Consider the following 18,138-nt stretch of genomic DNA (forward strand, 5'->3'; position numbering starts at 1 on the left):
ATTAAAAGACTCGACTTAGATCGAACGAACAGGAGAGCGCGATGGACTTCGACCTGCCGCAGGAGCTGACCGGTTATCTGGCCGAGCTGGACGCCTTCATCGCCGCCGAGATCAAGCCGCTGGAACAGCAGGACGACAACATCCGCTTCTTCGATCACCGCCGCGAGAACGCGCGCACCGACTGGGACAATCAGGGGCTGCCGACCCACGAATGGGAGGCGTTGCTGCGCGAGGCCCGCGTGCGCGCGGACAAGGCCGGGCATCTGCGGTTCGCGTTGCCGAAGGAATATGGCGGCCAGGACGGATCGAACCTGGCGATGGCGGTCATCCGCGATCATTTCGCGGCGAAGGGGCTGGGGCTGCACAACGATCTGCAGAACGAACATTCGATCATCGCCAATTTCCCGCAGGTGCTGATGTTCCGTGATTTCGGGACGAAGGCGCAGGCGGATGAATTCATTCCGGGGATGCTGACCGGCGGCTACCGCATCTGCTTCGGGCTGACCGAGGCGAACCACGGCTCCGACGCGACGTTCATGGAAACCCGCGCGGTCCGCGAAGGCAACGGCTGGAGGATCGGCGGCGAGAAGATGTGGATCACGGGTATGCACGTCGCGACGCACATCATGCTGTTCGCGCGCTCCAGCGGCAACGATGGCGACGGCACCGGCATCACCTGTTTCCTGGTCGATGCGAAGGACCCGGGCATCAAGGTCGAGGAGTATATGTGGACCTTCAACATGCCGACCGATCACCCCCGGCTGAGCATTGCGAACGTCCACATTCCCGCCGACGCGATCCTGGGCGAGGAGGGCAAGGGTCTCGCGGTGGCGCAGCATTTCGTCCACGAAAACCGCATCCGTCAGGCGGCATCATCGCTGGGTGCGGCGGATTATTGCGTGCAGGAAAGCGTTCGCTATGCGCTGGAACGCAAGCCGTTCGGCAAGCCGCTGGCGACCAATCAGGCGATCCAGTTTCCGCTGGTCGAACTGGCGACGCAGGTGCGGATGCTGCGGCTGATGATCCGCGAGACGGCGTGGCGGATGGACCAGATGTCGAAGCCCGAGGTCGAAAAGCAACTCTCCGACAAGATCAGCATGTGCAACTACTGGGCGAACCGCCTGTGCTGCGAGGCGGCGGATCGCGCGATGCAGGTACATGGCGGGATGGGATATTCGCGGCACAAGCCGTTCGAGCACATCTATCGCCACCACCGCCGCTACCGCATCACCGAGGGATCGGAGGAAATCCAGATGCGCAAGATCGCGGCGTGGATGTTCGGGTTTGCCGGGCCGAACAAGCGGGCCAAGGGCTGACTCCGCTCAATACCTCCCCGGAAGGCCGGGGTCCAGTTGCACGGACAACACGGCGGCGGGCAGTCCGCTGTTATCCCTTGCGTGGCGACTGGACCCCGGCCTTCGCCGGGGAGGTACTGTGGTCAGGCTTGAACTTCGACGCCAAACTAGCATAACATCTGTTACGGGACGGGAGAGATACGATGCTGAAGACGCGGTTCACCGAGGAATTCGGGGTCGAGTACCCGATCGCGCAGGGCGGTATGCAGTGGGTCGGCAAGGCCCAACTGGTCGCCGCGGTCGCCAATGCAGGCGCGCTGGGCTTCCTGACCGCGCTGACGCAGCCGAGCCCCGAGGCGCTGGCGGACGAGATCAAGCGCACGCGCGACCTGACCGACAAGCCGTTCGGCGTGAACCTGACCGTATTCCCGACGATCAACGCGCCCGACTACAATGCCTATGCGCAGGTCATCATCGACGGCGGGATCACCATCGTCGAAACTGCGGGTACGCCTGCGGTGGCCGAGCAATGGGCGCTGTTCAAGGCGGCGGGCCTGAAGATCATCCACAAATGCACCAGCGTCCGTCACGCGTTGTCGGCCGAACGCAAAGGCGTCGACGCGATCAGCATCGACGGGTTCGAATGCGCGGGGCATCCGGGCGAGGACGACATTCCGGGGCTGATCCTGATCCCGGCTGCCGCGGATAAGCTGAAAATCCCGATGCTGGCGAGCGGTGGGTTCGGCGACGGACGCGGGCTGGTCGCGGCGCTGGCGCTGGGCGCGGACGGCATCAACATGGGCACACGTTTCTGCGTGACGCAGGAGGCGCAGATCGCCGAGAGTTTCAAACAAAAGATGGTCGAGAATGACGAACGTGCGACCAACCTGATCTTCCGCACACTGCACAACACCGCGCGGGTGATGAAGAATGCGGTCAGCGATGAGGTGGTCGGGATCGAACGTGCGGGCGGTGCGACTTTCGCCGATATCCAGCATCTGGTCGCGGGCAAGCGCGGGCAGGACGCGATGCACAATGGCGATACCGACGGCGGCATCTGGTCGGCGGGCATGGTGCAGGGCCTGATCCATGACGTGCCGAGCGTGAAGGAACTGATCGACCGCATCGTGGCGGATGCGGAGGAGATCATCGACCGGCGGCTGGCGTCGATGGTCGCACGCTACGCGGCGGCGGCCGAATAGGCCGTGCATGACAGCGATGACAGCGAAGCGGCCTGCCGCGCGGGCCGCACGGCATGGCGCATTTGCTCGAACGTAACTGACTGACAAACGGTGCTAATTCCGGGTTAACCGGAGTTGCGCGTGATCGTCTCACGCGCCAGCGACGCGATTTCGTGATCGTCCAATAGTCTGAAATTTCACGCAAAGTCCGGCGAGTATATCGTCGCCGAGGGCGCGCCGCACCCGGTCGCGTTCTGCCGATTATCGTGAATTTCATCGACCGCTCGCGGCTCGCGGGCGGCGTTGCTGCGGTTCTGCGGGGCGGATACGCCTTGGCCAGAACGAGGCGGCAGGGAGAGTCTTCCGGACAGCGTGAAGATCGGCGGGCCACACCGCCGAGGGTCGAAATAAGCCAACGATATAAAGGGACGCAGGATGAAAAATCAGCTCACCGCGCGCGGATCGCGCACGAATGATGACCTTTACCACCTCGACGGACTCGACTTTTCAGCGCTGGGGGATTTCTCCAAGCTGGGCGACCATGCGGCGGTGCAGATTGGCGGCTCCCCAAGCATTACGATGGCGCGCGCGGTTGCGGACGATTTCGCCGACACCGTGCGCGACACGACCGCCCCGTTCGGACGGTTGACGCCGGGGTCGAGCGTCACCGGCAATGTCGAGGTGCGCGGCGATCACGATATCTTCGCTATCTCGCTGACCGCGGGCCAACGCGTCACCTTGAACCTTAACACGGCGGCGACCAGCGGCTTGTCCGATCCGCTGCTGAGCGTGCGCAACGCCGCGGGCAGCGTGCTCGCCACCAACGACGATTTCGGCGGCTCGCGCAATTCGCAGATCACCCTCACCGCGCAGACGGCGGGCACCTATTATCTCGACGCGGGCGGTTACGGCTCGTCGGTCGGTCGTTATTCGCTGTCCGCCAGCGGCACCGCGCCGCCCCCTGTGCCGACCGATGATTATCGCGACAACATTACCGACACGACCGCGCCGTTCGGTGCGCTCGCTATCGGCGCGGCGAGCACGGGGCGGGTCGAGACGGCGGGAGACAAGGATCTGTTCTCCTTCGCGGCGACCGCCGGAACCACCTATACGTTCAACCTGAACAACGCATCGAGCGGCGGCCTCGGCGATCCGGTCCTGCGGCTGCTGAACACCAGCGGCGGGCAGATCGCGATCAACGACGATTTCGGATCGGGCCAGAATTCGCAGATCACCTATACCGCGTCGTCGACCGGCACGGTCTATCTCGAAGCGGCCGGGTATCAGAGCGGCACCGGCGGCTATTCACTCACCGCCGCCGGCAGCACTCCGCCCACCAGCGGCGGCGGGTTTGACATCGTGATCCGCTACACCGGCGATCCGCAATATCAGGCATTGTTCGATCAGGCGGCGGCGCGGTGGGAATCGGTTATCACCGGCGACATCCCCAACTTCAATTCCTCGCGTTACGGTCTGATTGACGATTTGCTGATCGACGCCAGCATCTCGGCGATCGACGGGCAGGGCAGCGTGCTGGGACAGGCGGGACCGGACGAGTTCCGGTCGGGATCGTTGCTGCCGTCGCACGGTGTGATGCAGTTCGACAGCGCGGACATCGCCTCGCTGGCCGGCGGCGGATCGTTGCTGGGGGTGATCCTGCACGAAATGGGTCACGTGCTGGGCATCGGGACGTTGTGGGATTCACTCGGGCTGGAGAGCAATTTCCGCTACACTGGGGCGAATGCGCTGGCCGAATACCGCACGCTGTCCGGCAATCCCAACGCGACCTTCGTGCCCGTCGAGAATGACGGCGGCCCCGGCACTGCGGGCGGGCATTGGGAAGAATCGGTGTTCAACGGCGAGTTGATGACCGGCTTCGCCAACGGATCGCTGGCCATGAGCCGGATGACGATCGCGTCGCTGAAGGACGTCGGATATCAGGTCGACCTGTCGCAGGCCGATCCATATGTGCTGGGCGCGGCGTTGCAGGGACCGCAGTCGCTGGCGATGCCGGACCAGGTGCTGGGCCTGATCTGATCTTCCCCGATAAGCCGGAGCGGCGGGTAGTCCGTCGCTCCGGTTCTTCGCATTCAACCCGCGACGAAGGTCATCCCTGCCTTCGCGATCAGCCGGTCGCGCAATTCCGGTCCCATGATCGCGCCCGGCGTCCATACGCCGCCTTCGCCGGTCACGTCCTGCACCAGACACAAGGCGCTCTCCGCGAGCATCTTGCTGGTCGATCCATAGCCCGGATCGCGGTCTCCGGTAACGACCGTGTCGATCCGCGCGCCGTCGGGCATCAGGCCGATGAACAAGATGTCGTAGTGGCCGGTGTCGCGTTCCTCCTTCGACGGGCCTTCGCCGGGTTTTGGACCTTTGTCGGACGCAAGCGGGTTGAGTTTCGCGAGCGCCTCAGCCGCGGCCTTGCCCATGTCGCCCAGCCCTGCGACGACCATCTCGTCATAGGTGAAGTCCGCGCCGTATCTGTGCCCGAGCAGGAAATTGGTGCGATGTACGTTCTTGGTGTTGATCGGCGCCATGATGAACGGCGCGACCCAGGCATCGATCGTCGTGTCATATTCGGGCAGCATGCCCGTCGGCTGGTGGACGCCGGTGTGGCCCGGGGTCAGCGCGAACGGGCTGGCGAGCAGCTTGATGAGCGACGGGTCGCGCGCGGCGGCGGCGATCGTCGCCTTCAGGCTGGCTGCGGTGCCGCCTGAAAAGCCGCCTTTCATCGTCCGTACGCGGCATTTGACGCGCGGGGCGGGACTGCCGAAGCGCTTCACCGCCGCCTCCTGCAGCGTCATCACGCCGAGGTCGAACGGGATCGAATCGAAGCCGCAGCTGAACACGATCCGCGCGCCGCTGGCCTTGGCAGTTTCGTGGTGCGCGTCGATCATGTGGCGCATCCACGCGGGTTCGCCGCACAGGTCGACATAGGCCGTGCCGGTGGCGGCGCAGGCGGCGACCAGGTCGCTGCCGTAGAGCTGGTACGGGCCGACGGTGGAGATGACGACGGTCGCGCGCTCGCACATCGCGCGCAGGCTGGCGGGGTCGTCCGCATTGGCGGCGATGAGCGAAATCGAGTCTGGCACGCCCATCTCGGCGCGCACCTCCTCCAGCTTCGTCAGCGATCGCCCGGCCATCGCCCAGCGCACCCCGGCCGGATAGGTCTGCGCGATATATTCCGCGACCAGCCGCCCGGTGAAACCGGTCGCGCCGTACACGATCACGTCGAAGTCGCTCATGTTAAGTCTCTCCCAATGTCAGCTTGCGCCTCGCGCCCCTCGATCGCAAGATGCGGACATGGCCTCCGATCGGAACACCGTTGCATTCATCGTCGATCAGATTGCCGCCGCGGGCGATATCGCCGCAAGGCCGATGTTCGGCGAGTACGGTATCTACTGCGACGGTCGAATTGTCGCGTTGATCTGCGACGATCAGCTCTATGTGAAGCCGACCCCCGCCGGGCGCGCCTTTGCGGGCGAGATTGCCGAGGGACAGCCATATCCAGGTGCCAAGCCGTGCCTGTTGATTGATCCCGATCGGTGGGACGACGGCGACTGGTTGAGCGAACTGATCCGCCGCTCCGCTGCCGAACTCCCGCCACCGAAGCCGCGGAAGACCAAACCTAAGCCGCCTCGCTGAACTGCAGATTGGCAAGCCGTGCATACAGGCCGCCGCGCGCCATCAACGCGGCGTGCGGGCCTTCCTCGACGATGCGGCCGTCGTCCATCACCACGATGCGCTGCGCCGCGCGGACGGTGGCAAGGCGGTGCGCGATGACCAGCGTAGTCCGGTTCGCCATCAGCCGTTCGAGCGCCTGCTGGACCAGCTGTTCGCTCTCCGCATCCAGCGCGCTGGTCGCCTCGTCGAGCAGCAGGATCGGCGCGTCGCGGAGCAAGGCGCGGGCGATCGCGACGCGCTGGCGCTGTCCGCCCGACAGCCGCGCGCCGCCTTCGCCCAGGAACGTGTCGAGGCCATCGGGAAGCGCGCGCAGGAAGGTCGCGGCGTTGGCTGCTTCGGCGGCCGCCCACAGCCGGTCGTCGCTGGCGGTCCAGTCGCCGTAGCGCAAATTGTCGCGGGCGGACGCGCCGAAGATCACCGTTTCCTGCGGTACCATCGCGATGCGCGCGCGAACCTCGGCCGGATCGGCGTCGCGCAGGTCGACGCCGTCGATCGTCACGCGGCCGTTTTCCGGATCGTAGAAGCGCTGGAGCAACTGGAACAGGGTGGTCTTGCCAGCCCCCGACGGGCCGACCACCGCAACCGTCTCACCCGGTGCGATCGTCAGTGTGAAGTCGTGCAGCGCGGCGGTGTCGCGGCGGGTCGGGTAGCGGAATTCGACATGGTCGAACGCGACCGCGCCGACGCCCGGCCGCGGCAGCGGCACCGGGTTGGCGGGGGCGGCAATCTCGGGCGTTTCGGACAGCAGTTCTGCCAGCCGCCCGGCTGCGCCTGCGCCGCGGAGCAGGTCGCCATAGACTTCGGTCAGCGCGCCGAACGCGCCCGCGACGATCCCGCCGGTCAGCACGAAGGCGGCGATCGATCCGCCGCTGATCCGTCCGGCCGCGACGTCGATCGCGCCCTCCCACAGCACCATCGTGATCGATCCGAAGACCAGCCCGATCACAATCGCGGTCATCGCCGCGCGCAGTGCGATACGGCGTTTCGCGGCGGCCATCGTCGCCTCTACCGCACCGGCGAAGCGCTTGGATTCGCGCCGTTCCTGACCGAACGCTTGCACGATCTTCATCGCGCCCAGCGTTTCGGTCGCCATCGATCCGACATCGGCGATACGGTCCTGCGAAGTACGCGAATGGGCGCGGACGCGGCGGCCGAGCAGCGCGATCGGCAGGATGATGAGGGGAATGCCGAGCAGTAGCATGCCCGCCAGCTTGGGCGAGATCGCGAACAGGTAGATCAGGCCGCCGATCCCGGTGAAGGCGTTGCGCAGCGCGACCGAGACGGTCGATCCGACGACGTTTTCGATCTGCGCGGTATCCGACGTCATCCGGCTGGCGATCTCGGACGGGCGGTTCTCCTCGAAGAAGCGCGGCGTCAGCGTCATCAGATGCGCCTGCACGCGCGTACGGATGTCGGCGACGACGCGCTCGCCCAGCCACGACACGAAATAGAAGCGCACCGCGGTGCCGATCGCCAGCACGACGACGATCATCAGCATGTAATGGAACGCCGACGCTACCGCCTCGCCCGCATTGGGGCCGAAGCCGCGGTCGATCACGCGTTTGAAGCTGTAGGGGATCGCGATCGTCGCCGCGGAGGTGACCGCCAGTGCACCCCAGGCCGCGGCGATTTGCGCCGGATAGCGCTTCGCCTGATTCCAGACCAATGCGAGGTTGCCGATACGGCGACTGGTGGGGGGATCGTTGCCCGGATCGGATGCCATGGAATGTGGGTAGCAGCGCGCGCGGTGTTGCTCAACGGTCACCCGCGGGAGCATTCTAAGCATGACGGCGTTGTCAGGTCCGTAAACTTTGTTACGGTATGTGGTTTACCGAAAGCGGTTACAGGATACTCGATGCTCTATAACGCCTATGAATTTCAGCGGTCGATGTTGGCGACCGCAAGCGCAATGGCCAATTTTGGGGTCGGAATGCTGCGCAGCCCGTCCAATCCGTTCGCTTATTTCGGCGGCGGGACCGTGGTGGCCTCCGCGCTCGATGTGTTCGCGCATGCGGCTGCGCCGCGAGGGAAGCCCGCGTTCGGGCTCGATTCGACGGTCGTCGACGGGCGCGAGGTCGCGGTGACTGAAGAGATTCTGCTCCAGAAGCCGTTCGGGCAGTTGAAGCGGTTCAAGCGTGACGGCGTAGAGGGCGGGCCGAAGCTGCTGATCGTCGCCCCGATGTCTGGCCATTACGCGACGCTGCTGCGTGGTACGGTGGAGCGGATGCTGCCGACCGCTGACGTCCACATCACCGACTGGCGTGACGCGAAGCTTGTCCCGATGAGCGACGGGCGCTTCGATCTGGACGATTACATCGACTATCTGGTCGCATTTCTGGAGGAGATGGGGCCGGGCAGCCATATGCTGGCGGTCTGTCAGCCGTCGGTGCCGTGTTACGCCGCGGCGGCGCTGATGAGCGCTGACAAGCATCCGTGCCGTCCGAAGACGCTGACGATGATGGGCGGGCCGATCGACACGCGCGAGGCGCCGACTGCGGTCAACACGCTGGCGATGCAACGCCCGCACGCGTGGTTCGAACAGAATGTCATCGCGACCGTGCCTTCGATGCACGCGGGTGCGGGACGGCGGGTGTATCCGGGATTCCTGCAGCTGACCGGCTTCATGTCGATGAACCTCGGCAACCACATGATGAGCCATTTCGAGATGTTCAAACACCTCGTGAAGGGCGACGGCGACAGCGCGGATGCGACCAAGGAGTTCTACGACGAATATCGCGCGGTCTGCGACATGAGCGCCGAATTCTACCTGCAGACGGTCGATCTGGTTTTCCAGACCCACGCGCTGCCGAACGGGACGATGGAACATCGCGGACGGCGGGTCGATCCAGCCGCGATCACCGACATCGCGCTGTTGGCGATCGAGGGCGAGCGCGACGATATCTCGGGGATCGGCCAGACCAAGGCGGCGCTGAAGCTGGCGACAAAGCTGCCGAGCGCGAAAAAGAAGTACCTGCTCGCCGACAACGTCGGGCATTACGGCATCTTCAATGGCTCCAAGTGGCGCGACCGGATCGCGCCGGTGGTCGAGGACTGGATCGCGAAGAACAGCTGAAGTAAAAGGGGGCCGGAGGGTGAGTTCCAGCCCCTTCCTGTTAAGCGACGCTGTCGACCACCGCGTGGCTGCCCGCTTCGTCGCTGCGGATGGTGCCGCCGAACAACATCTTCAATTTGCCGCCGAGCGAGACGTCGGTCTCCCACAATTCGGCGCTGTCGATGTCGAAGCGGAGCAGTGTGGCGTCGGCCTTGCCGTTCGGGAACCATGCCTCGACCTGATTATTCCACAGCTTGTCGACCTGTGCGGGATCATTGTCCCTAGTGACCGTGCCGGCGAGGCAGGCGAAGAAATCGTGCCCCTTCGACGCGAACTGCGCCATCGCCTTGCCGCCTGCTGCCGCGCGATTGTTGGGGCCGGAGAAGAAGAACAGCGTATTCGGCTGATCGTCGTCGATCTGCGCGGTCATCGGTTCGCTGTGCTGGTGGTCGTTTTCGAGGCCCAGCATGACGAACGGGCTGGCCTTCAGCTTGTCGATGAATTTCTCGGCGACTTCCTGCGGATTGTGATCGGCCATGTCGTTTTCTCCTGCGGGTTATGCGGGAGAGAACGATGCGTGTGGCGCTTGGTTGCGCGCGATTCAATCGCCGGGCATGGTCGACGGCGGCGGCAATTCTGCCGTTGACACAAGGAGGTAAACTATGTCGTTTGCCGAATTGTGCCTGTTCCTTGGCGTACTGATCGCCTTTGCGACGTTGGTCGTAAAGGTGATCGAGGTATCGCGTAGAGAGTAGGTGCACGGGCGGGGCTCGGCTAGCAGGCTGAGCCCCAAACGTATTGAGCCCCGGCTGTAGCAGCAGCCGGGGCTCACACAAAGAGGCGCTATGTCATCGCCTGATCGATACATAACGTATCGACCCTGACTTTTCAATCACAGCACCTCGAACAGCCCCGCCGCGCCCATGCCGCCGCCGACGCACATCGTGACGACGACGTATTTCGCGCCGCGGCGCTTGCCTTCGATCAGCGCGTGGCCGGTCATGCGTGCGCCGCTCATGCCGTAAGGGTGGCCGATCGAGATCGCGCCGCCGTTGACGTTGAGCAATTCGTCGGGGATGCCGAGCTTGTCGCGGCAATACAGCACCTGCACCGCGAACGCTTCGTTCAGTTCCCACAGGCCGATGTCGTCCATCTTCAGGCCGTTGCGTTCGAGCAGCTTCGGGATCGCGAAGACCGGGCCGATGCCCATCTCGTCGGGTTCGGTGCCCGCGACCGCCATGCCGACATAGCGGCCGAGCGGGGTCAGGCCCTTCGCCGTGGCGACCTTTTCCTCCATCAGCACCGATGCGCTGGCGCCGTCCGACAACTGCGAGGCGTTGCCCGCGGTGATTGTCATGTCTGGGCCGAGCACTGCCTTCAGGCCTTTCAGCCCCTCCAGCGTCGTATCGGCGCGGTTGCCCTCGTCCTTCGACAGGATGACTTCCTTGTGGCTGACTTCCTTCGTTTCCTTGTTCACGATCGCCATCGTCGCGGTCACTGCCACGATCTCGTCGTCGAACTTGCCCGCGGCCTGCGCCGCCGCGGTGCGCATCTGCGATTGATAGCCATATTCGTCCATCGCATCGCGGCTGATACCGTAGCGCTTGGCGACGACCTCGGCGGTCTGCAGCATCGGCATATAAATGTCCTTGTGCAGCGCCAGCAGCTCGCGGTCGGGGGCGACACGCATTTCGGGGGTCTGCACCAGGCTGATGCTGTCGACCCCGCCGCCGATCGTCACGTCCATGTTGTCGACGACGATCTGCTTGGCGGCGGTGGCGATGGCCATGAGGCCGGACGCGCACTGGCGATCGAGCGACATGCCGGACACGCTGGTCGGCAAGCCGGCGCGGAGCAGCGACGTGCGGGCGATGTTGCCCGCCTGGACGCCCTGCTGGAGCGCGGAGCCGAACACGACGTCGTCGACCTCTGCGCCGTCGATCTTCGCACGCTCGACCGCGGCCTTGATCGCGTGAGAGGCGAGCGTGGGGGAGGGCAGGTTGTTGAACGCGCCGCGATAGGCGCGGCCGATCGGGGTGCGGGCGGTGGAGACGATGACGGCGGAGCGCATGGACGAGTCCTCAGGGATATGGCTTGGAAGTTTAGCGGAAGGTTAGGCCTAGACGAACACCTGCGTCAGCCATTCGGCGATCATCGCGGGCTTGTCCGATCCTTCGATCTCGACGGTCGTTTCGGTAGTGTACTGAAATTGGCCGGGACGCTTTTCTTCGAATTCGACGATCTTCGACCGGCCGCGGATCTTGCTGCCCGAGGGGACTGGGGCAAGGAAGCGGACTTTGTTGCCGCCGTAGTTGACGCCCATCTTCACGCCGTCGAGACGCGGCGCGTCGGGCGTTTTCTGGCTGATCAGCGGCAGGAGCGAGAGAGTCAGGAAACCGTGCGCGATCGTGGTGCCGAACGGCGTCAGTTTCGCCTTTTCGGGATCGACGTGGATGAACTGGTGATCGCCGGTCGCATCGGCGAACTTGTCGATCATGTCTTGGCTGACCTCGATCCAGTCGGACACGCTTTCGGTGCCGATGCTGGCCTTCATCTCGTCTGCGTTCACGGGATTCCCCTTGTGGTGCATCACGCGCTAAGGCGCTCGGCATCCCTGTAGGCGCGGGTCCGTCCCGCCTGCAAGTCCGACAGAACCGAAAGCATGAAGATGGCCACTGCCGTAGCGTCCGACACCCGTAAATCCATGGCCGCGCTGTACCGCGCGAGCGAACCCGATGTTCTAAAACCGTTGCTGGAGCGCGCTGCGGTGTCGCCCGAATCACGGACTCGGATCATGGGCCACGCGCTGGGATTGCTCGCCGATCTGCGCGCAGCGAACGCAAAGGGTTGGGTCAATCAGTTCCTGCAGGAATACCGGTTGAACTCGTCGGAGGGCATCGCGCTGCTGTCGCTGGCCGAGGCGTTCCTGCGCGTGCCCGATCCCGAAACCGCCGATCTGCTGATCGCCGACAAGCTGGGCGACGCGGACTGGCGCGCGCACGCGGGGAAATCGAATTCGAAGCTCGTCAATTCGGCGACCTGGGGCTTGGTGGTCGGGCGCGTGCTGGTGCGCGAAGGTGAGACGGGGGCGCTGCGGCGGCTGATCGCGCGCGCGGGCGAGCCGTTCGTGCGACAGGCGGTGGGCGCCGCGATGAAGATGATGGGCGAAATCTTCGTCATGGGGCGGACGATCGAGGAAGCGTCGCGGCGGATGCGGAAGCCCGAACATCGCGGGTTTACCGCCAGTTTCGATATGCTGGGTGAGGCGGCGCGGACGACGCGCGACGCCGAGCGATACCTGCAGGCCTATGCCGATGCGATCGAGGCGGTCGGGCGCGATGCGGCGGCTGGGCACTCGATTTCGGTCAAGCTGTCCGCGCTCCACCCGCGGTACGAGGTGGCGAAGTGGGACGAGTGTGTGCCTGCGTTGACCGCGATGCTGGCGGCGCTGGCGGTACAGGCGGCCAGCAAGGGGATCGCGCTGACCGTGGATGCCGAGGAGAGCGAGCGGCTGGAGATGAGTCTCGACATCATCGGCGCGGTCGCGGCGCTGCCCGCGCTGAAGGGCTGGGACGGGTTCGGCATGGCGGTGCAGGCGTACGGAAAGCGCGCACGGCCCGTCGTCGCCTGGGCGAATGCGCTGGGCCGCGTGATGAACGTGCGGCTGGTGAAGGGCGCGTATTGGGATAGCGAGATCAAGCGCACGCAGGTGGAGGGATTGAGCGACTATCCGCTTTTCACGCGCAAGGCGGCGACCGACGTGTCGTATCTGGCGGTGGCGAAGGACATGCTGGACGCGGAGAATATCCGGCCGGCGTTCGCGAGCCATAACGCGCTGACCGTCGCGACGATCGTCGAATGGGCGGGCAACGCCCGCGATTTCGAATTCCAGCGGCTGCACGGGATGGGCGACGGCCTGTACGAGCGGCTGGTGCGCGAGCGCGGATACCATTGCCGCGTGTATGCGCCGGTCGGCGGGCACCGCGACCTGCTGGCGTATCTGGTACGACGGTTACTGGAGAATGGGGCCAATTCGTCGTTCGTGCATCAGCTGGCGGATGAGCGGCTGAGCGAGGAGGAGATCCTGGCCGATCCGGTGGCGAAGATCGCCGCTGTGGGCGGCGCGCGGCATCCGAGCATTCCGTTGCCGGTGGACCTGTTCGGGGCGGAGGGGCATCGGAACTCTGGGGGGATCGATCTTAGCGATCGGGGGGTGTTGGAGGATATTGCCTCCGCCGTATCGTGCCCCCCCGGCGAAAGCCGGGGTTCAGTCGCAACTGTTTTGGTTGGAGAGGGCGGCGCTCCCGAACGACCTTCGTCGCAACTGGACCCCGGCCTTCGCCGGGGAGGTGGATTTGTTGGTGACGCCATCACCCGTGCGCACTGCGCGTTCCCCGCGTGGCGCTTCACCCCGGTCGACGAGCGCGCCGATTGCCTCGACCGCCTCGCCGACCTGCTCGAACGCGATCGCGAGAAATTGATGGCGATCTGTGTGCAGGAGGCGTTCAAGACGATTCCCGATGCGATCGGCGAGGTGCGCGAGGCGGCCGATTTCTGTCGTTACTACGCTCTGGAGGCGCGCCGGAACCTGCATTCGATCGAGCTGCCGGGGCCGACGGGGGAGCGCAACACGCTGCACCTGGAAGGGCGCGGGGTGTGGGCGACGATCGCGCCGTGGAATTTCCCGCTGGCGATCTTCCTCGGCCAATGTGCCGCCGCGTTGGTCACCGGGAACACCGTCGTCGCGAAGCCCGCGCCGCAGACGCCGCGCATCGCTGCCGCCGCGGTGGCGCTGGCGCACGAGGCTGGCGTGCCGACGGATGCGCTGATCCTGGTTCCCGGCGGGCCGGAGGTCGGCGCGGCGCTGACCGCGGATGTGCGCGTGCAGGGGGTCGCGTTTACCGGATCGACTGCGACCGCGCGGAAGATCGCCCGGTCGCTGCTGGAGGACGACACGCGTCCGATCGTGCCGCTGATCGCGGAGACCGGCGGGATCAACGCGATGATCGTCGATTCCACCGCTTTGCCGGAGCAGGTCGTGGCGGACGTGGTGACCAGCGCGTACCGCTCGGCGGGGCAACGCTGTTCGGCGCTGCGGCTGTTGCTGGTGCAGGAGGATATCGCCGATGGCCTGATCGAGATGCTGTCGGGCGCGATGGATTTGCTGACGCTGGGCAATCCAGCCGATCCGGCGACCGATGTCGGCCCGGTGATCGACCGCGCGGCTTATGATCGGCTGATGGCGTATCGTGAGAACGTTCGGGATCGCTGGGTCAAGACGGTCGACGCACCTGCGGATGGCCTGTTCGTGCCCCCGACGCTGATCCGCATCGGATCGATCGACGATTTGAACGCCGAATGGTTCGGGCCGCTGCTGCATGTCGCGACGTGGAAGGCGGGCGAGCTCAGCCAGACGATCGCGCGCGTCAACGCGAAGGGATACGGCCTGACGATGGGCCTGCACAGCCGCATCGCGCGGGCCGCCGAAGTGGTCGAGGCGGAGGCCGCGGTCGGCAACCTCTACGTGAACCGCAGCATGATCGGCGCAGTGGTCGGGTCGCAGCCGTTCGGTGGCGAGGGGCTGTCGGGCACCGGGCCGAAGGCGGGCGGGCCGCATTACCTCTATCGCTTCTGCGCCGAGCGCGCGGTGTCGATCGACACGACCAGCGCGGGCGGGAACGCGACGCTGCTCAGCCTGGACGAAGGAGGAATCTGAGATGCTTGCCCCGCATCCATCCGGGATCTAGCCTCGTACCTGCGGATCGGATCGCACTCACGCGGGTCCGGTCGGGACGCATCAACGGTCTCGGGGGAGAATGTCGTTGGGGGCTTCTGAAGACGAAGGCGCGCGGATCGCCGATCTGCAGCATGAAGCGATCCTGGACGATATCGCGGACATTGCGGCGCGCGCCTGCGGATGTCCGGTCGCGGTGATCAGTTTGGTGGACGATGATCGCATCGGGCTGAAAACCGGCCCCGGGACAGACGGCCGTGCGCGCGCTGTGGCGCTGTGCGGGACGGCGGTGATGGAAGACGATCCTTGGGTTGTCGATCATCCCGCGGTCGATCCGCGGACGTTGGCCAACCCGCTGGTCGCCGCGGCGTTCGGGCTGCGCTTCCACGCGGGCGTGCCGCTACGATCACCGGCGGGGTACGATCTGGGAACACTGGCAGTGATGGATCGCGCGCCGCGGACGATCAGCGACGATCAGATCGCGTTGCTGAAGAAGCTGGCCGGACTGGCAGTTCAGGTGCTTGAGATGCGATTGAATCTGCGGACAGCGCGTGTTGCAGACCATCGGATCACATCGGCCGCGTGACGTGATACAGGACGGTCGCGCCGCGCCGGGTCAGCACCGCGCCCTTCGCCACCGGTTCCGCGGCGGCGCCGACCAGCAACGCCTCGATCATCACCAGCCCTTCGTCGACCAGCCCGTGGATCGCGTCGAGGAAGACGGCGTCGACCGTGGCGTCGCCGTCATCCAGCACCGACGGGACGATATCGACCGGGGTCGGCCAGGCCCGTTGCAGCGCCTCGATCATGGCGATCGTCAGCCGGGATCGGAGCAACGTTTCGCGAAGATCCGCGTCTGACACGATAGTCGACCCTCTTCGCCTAAAAGCCAGTTAGGATTTGAACAACAAAGGTTAACAAACCCTAAAGGTACGTCGCCGTAATGACTATCAGGGACGAATCGGTACTAATTAAACCGCATGTTCGCGGTGGTTCGGATTGGCATACGGCATGACCAATGTGCCGTCGGGCGCGGCGGTGTAGGTCGTCTGTGTCGGATAGGGGATGACGATCGCCTCTGCGGTGAAGCGGCGGACGATGCCGATGCTGACGTGGTGGCGGCCGTTGTAGGCGTGCTGGAAATCGGGGTGGGGGCTGTCGAATTCCAGCTCGTAATCGATTGACGATGCACCGAACTGGAACACGCCCGATCGGACGAAGGTGCAGTCCGCCGCCTCGACGATCTCCTGGAACATCTGCGGGATCGCTTCCAGCACCTCGGGCGCGGTTTCGTACGCGACGCCGATCACCATCTTCGTGCGGCGCCAGTCGCGCTTCGTGTTGTTGGTGATTTCCTTGTCGAGCAATTGTTTGTTGGCGATGATCCGCTGTTCGCCGTTGATGCCGCGGATGCGGGTGGATTTCAGGCCGATCTCCTCGACCGTGCCCGATGTCTGATCGTAGGCGACGACGTCGCCGCGGCGGAACGGGCGGTCGAAGATGATCGCGAGGGCCGCGAACAGATCGGCGAAGATGCCCTGCGCGGCCAGACCGATCGCGATGCCGCCGACGCCCAGACCCGCAACCAGGCCGGTCACGTTCACGCCGAGATTGTCGAGCACCACGATCAGCGCGATCGCGAAGACGACGAAGGTGACGAGCAGGCGGATCAGGCCCAATGCGCTGATCAGCGCCTCGCCCGAATAATTCTCCGATCGCGCACGGTGTTCGACCGCGCCCAGGATGATCTCGCGCGCCCAGATCGCGGCCTGAAAGACGGCGGCTACGGTGAACAGGAAGCCGATCGTGTCCGCCACCGTTTCCGGCGCGCCCGCGAAGCGCGAGACGAGACGCGCGGACAAGGTGACGATAAAGAAGCTGTTGGTGCGTTCGATCGCGCGGCCGAAGATCGCGGGCCAGCCCTTGCCGCTCTTGCTGCGCTTGGCGAGACGCGGGCCGAAGCCGCGCAGCCAGAACAATAGCAAGGCGATGCCGGTGCCGATGCCCGCGGCGATCGCGATGTTGAGCCAGTGGCCCTGCACCCAAGTGGTGCTGGAGGAAACGAACTCCTGCGCCTCGCGTTGGAAATCGGCGGTCTTGATGGCCTGCGCCTTCGCGGCGGCGGCGGTATTGGTCGTCATGTGTTCTTTCCGTGTGCGGCGTCACGCCGCCTTGGCGGAGGCCGGCGTCCCTGTCTGCAGGAACGCGATGAGGCCGCGTTCGGTGCGGCTGAGGTGAGAGGACTTCCGCGGCAGGCGCAGCGCCTTGCGGAATTTGGTCTGCCCATTCTTGATCAGTGCGATGAGCGTGGGATGAACGTAGGATTTGCGCGCAATCGCGGGGGTGTTGCCAAGCTTTGCGGTGACGGGTTCGAGCATCGTCTTCAGGCTCAGATCGCGTTCGGCGGTCGCCAGCGCCTCGAACGCGACGACGCTGGCCGCCCAGGTGCGGAAATGCTTGGCGGTGAAATCGTCGCCGGTCGCGGCGCGGATGTATTCGTTGACGTCGGTGGAGGTGACCGGACGCGGCTCGCCCGCGTCGTCGACCCAGGCGAACAGATGCTGGTCGTCGAGGTCCGAGCAGGTCTTTACGAAGCGGCTGAGCGAACGGTCGGTCAGCGACAGGGTGCAGAGTTTCCCCGATTTGGCCTTGAACTGCAGCTTCAGCGTCGCGCCCTTCACCTTGGCGTGGCGTTTCCTGAGCGTGGTCGCGCCGAAACTCTTGTTGTCCTTGGCATAGGATTCGTTGCCGACGCGGAGGTGGCCGTTGTCGAGCAGGCGGACGACCGCGGCGACCGCGCGTTCCTTGCTGAGCGTGCGCTGGCGCAGGTCGCGTTCGACCTGCTTGCGCAATTTGGGCAGCGCGAGACCGAAATCGCCGCAGCGTTCGTATTTCGATGCGTCCTGCGCCTCGCGAAACTGCGTGTGATAGCGATATTGCTTGCGGCCCTTGTTGTCCCATCCCACCGCCTGGATATGGCCGGTCGGCTTCGGGCAGAACCATGCGTCGACGTAGGCGGGGGGCAGGCCGATCGCGTTCAGCCGGTCGATTTCCTCGCGATCCTTGATGCGGTCACCCTTCGCATCCCAATATCCCCAGCCGCCGCGGACCTTCTGCCGGGTGATGCCGGGTTTGCTGTCGTCGGAGTACGAAAGTCTGACCGTCATTCTGCATCCGTCACGATTGTCG

15 protein-coding genes are annotated in these 18,138 nt (G+C 65.1%); 7 read left to right on the forward strand and 8 right to left on the reverse strand.

The window, feature by feature from the left end:
* Positions 1-41 precede the first annotated feature (41 nt).
* The 3 genes from M0208_RS15775 to M0208_RS15785 all read left to right on the forward strand — a co-directional run bounded on the left by M0208_RS15775 (position 42) and on the right by M0208_RS15785 (position 4,513).
* Positions 42-1,316 (forward strand): acyl-CoA dehydrogenase family protein, encoded by a 1,275-nt coding sequence (locus M0208_RS15775; RefSeq protein WP_258892621.1) that lies wholly within the window; start codon positions 42-44, stop codon positions 1,314-1,316.
* A 182-nt stretch (positions 1,317-1,498) separates the two neighbouring features.
* Positions 1,499-2,497 carry a nitronate monooxygenase family protein gene (locus tag M0208_RS15780; protein WP_258892622.1) on the forward strand — a complete coding sequence of 333 codons (999 nt, stop codon included), beginning with the start codon at positions 1,499-1,501 and terminating at the stop codon, positions 2,495-2,497.
* Positions 2,498-2,911: 414 nt separating this feature from the next.
* On the forward strand, positions 2,912-4,513 hold the full coding sequence (locus M0208_RS15785; RefSeq protein ID WP_258892623.1) for a pre-peptidase C-terminal domain-containing protein: 1,602 nt from the start codon (positions 2,912-2,914) through the stop codon (positions 4,511-4,513).
* 53 nt (positions 4,514-4,566) lie between these two features.
* Here the strand turns inward: M0208_RS15785 and M0208_RS15790 are convergent, their stop codons facing one another.
* Positions 4,567-5,724: a trans-acting enoyl reductase family protein gene (locus M0208_RS15790; RefSeq protein WP_258892624.1), complete on the reverse strand. Its 1,158-nt coding sequence runs from the start codon at positions 5,722-5,724 to the stop codon at positions 4,567-4,569.
* A 58-nt stretch (positions 5,725-5,782) separates the two neighbouring features.
* Between M0208_RS15790 and M0208_RS15795 the strand changes: the two genes are divergently transcribed.
* The gene (locus M0208_RS15795) at positions 5,783-6,124 is read left to right on the forward strand and encodes a TfoX/Sxy family protein (protein WP_258892625.1); all 342 of its coding nucleotides are present in this window, start codon (positions 5,783-5,785) and stop codon (positions 6,122-6,124) included.
* Here the strand turns inward: M0208_RS15795 and M0208_RS15800 are convergent.
* On the reverse strand, positions 6,108-7,886 hold the full coding sequence (locus tag M0208_RS15800) for an ABC transporter transmembrane domain-containing protein (protein ID WP_258892626.1): 1,779 nt from the start codon (positions 7,884-7,886) through the stop codon (positions 6,108-6,110). The two genes, M0208_RS15795 and M0208_RS15800, sit on opposite strands and share 17 nt — an antisense overlap.
* 132 nt (positions 7,887-8,018) lie before the next feature.
* Here M0208_RS15800 and M0208_RS15805 point away from each other — a divergent pair, with 132 nt between their 5' ends.
* The gene (locus M0208_RS15805) at positions 8,019-9,236 is read left to right on the forward strand and encodes a polyhydroxyalkanoate depolymerase (RefSeq protein WP_258892627.1); all 1,218 of its coding nucleotides are present in this window, start codon (positions 8,019-8,021) and stop codon (positions 9,234-9,236) included.
* A 40-nt stretch (positions 9,237-9,276) separates the two neighbouring features.
* Here M0208_RS15805 and M0208_RS15810 read toward each other — a convergent pair whose 3' ends face one another.
* The 3 genes from M0208_RS15810 to M0208_RS15820 form a co-directional block, all read right to left on the reverse strand.
* Positions 9,277-9,753, reverse strand: coding sequence for a pyridoxamine 5'-phosphate oxidase family protein (locus M0208_RS15810; RefSeq protein ID WP_258892628.1), 477 nt, complete (start codon positions 9,751-9,753; stop codon positions 9,277-9,279).
* 354 nt (positions 9,754-10,107) lie between these two features.
* Complete coding sequence (locus tag M0208_RS15815; RefSeq protein WP_258892629.1) at positions 10,108-11,286, reverse strand: acetyl-CoA C-acyltransferase; 1,179 nt, start codon at positions 11,284-11,286, stop codon at positions 10,108-10,110.
* Between the two features lie 48 nt (positions 11,287-11,334).
* A complete protein-coding gene (locus M0208_RS15820; protein WP_258893281.1) occupies positions 11,335-11,769 on the reverse strand; it encodes a MaoC family dehydratase in 435 nt (144 codons plus the stop codon).
* Between the two features lie 114 nt (positions 11,770-11,883).
* Here M0208_RS15820 and putA point away from each other — a divergent pair, with 114 nt between their 5' ends.
* Positions 11,884-14,931, forward strand: a complete 3,048-nt coding sequence (gene putA, locus M0208_RS15825) for a bifunctional proline dehydrogenase/L-glutamate gamma-semialdehyde dehydrogenase PutA (RefSeq protein ID WP_258892630.1) — start codon at positions 11,884-11,886, stop codon at positions 14,929-14,931.
* Positions 14,932-15,037: 106 nt separating this feature from the next.
* Entirely contained in the window at positions 15,038-15,535 is a 498-nt protein-coding gene (locus M0208_RS15830; RefSeq protein ID WP_258892631.1) for a GAF domain-containing protein, read from the forward strand.
* Here M0208_RS15830 and M0208_RS15835 read toward each other — a convergent pair.
* The 3 genes from M0208_RS15835 to M0208_RS15845 form a co-directional block, all read right to left on the reverse strand.
* The gene (locus tag M0208_RS15835; protein WP_258892632.1) at positions 15,519-15,812 is read right to left on the reverse strand and encodes a hypothetical protein; all 294 of its coding nucleotides are present in this window, start codon (positions 15,810-15,812) and stop codon (positions 15,519-15,521) included. The genes M0208_RS15830 and M0208_RS15835 overlap by 17 nt on opposite strands.
* A gap of 108 nt (positions 15,813-15,920) precedes the next feature.
* Complete coding sequence (locus M0208_RS15840) at positions 15,921-17,090, reverse strand: mechanosensitive ion channel family protein (RefSeq protein WP_258892633.1); 1,170 nt, start codon at positions 17,088-17,090, stop codon at positions 15,921-15,923.
* 21 nt (positions 17,091-17,111) lie between these two features.
* A complete protein-coding gene (locus M0208_RS15845) occupies positions 17,112-18,116 on the reverse strand; it encodes a DNA topoisomerase IB (protein ID WP_258892634.1) in 1,005 nt (334 codons plus the stop codon).
* Between the last annotated feature and the right edge of the window lie 22 nt (positions 18,117-18,138).

Source organism: Sphingomonas sp. SUN019 (assembly GCF_024758705.1).
In the GTDB taxonomy this organism is placed as follows: Bacteria; Pseudomonadota; Alphaproteobacteria; order Sphingomonadales; family Sphingomonadaceae; genus Sphingomonas.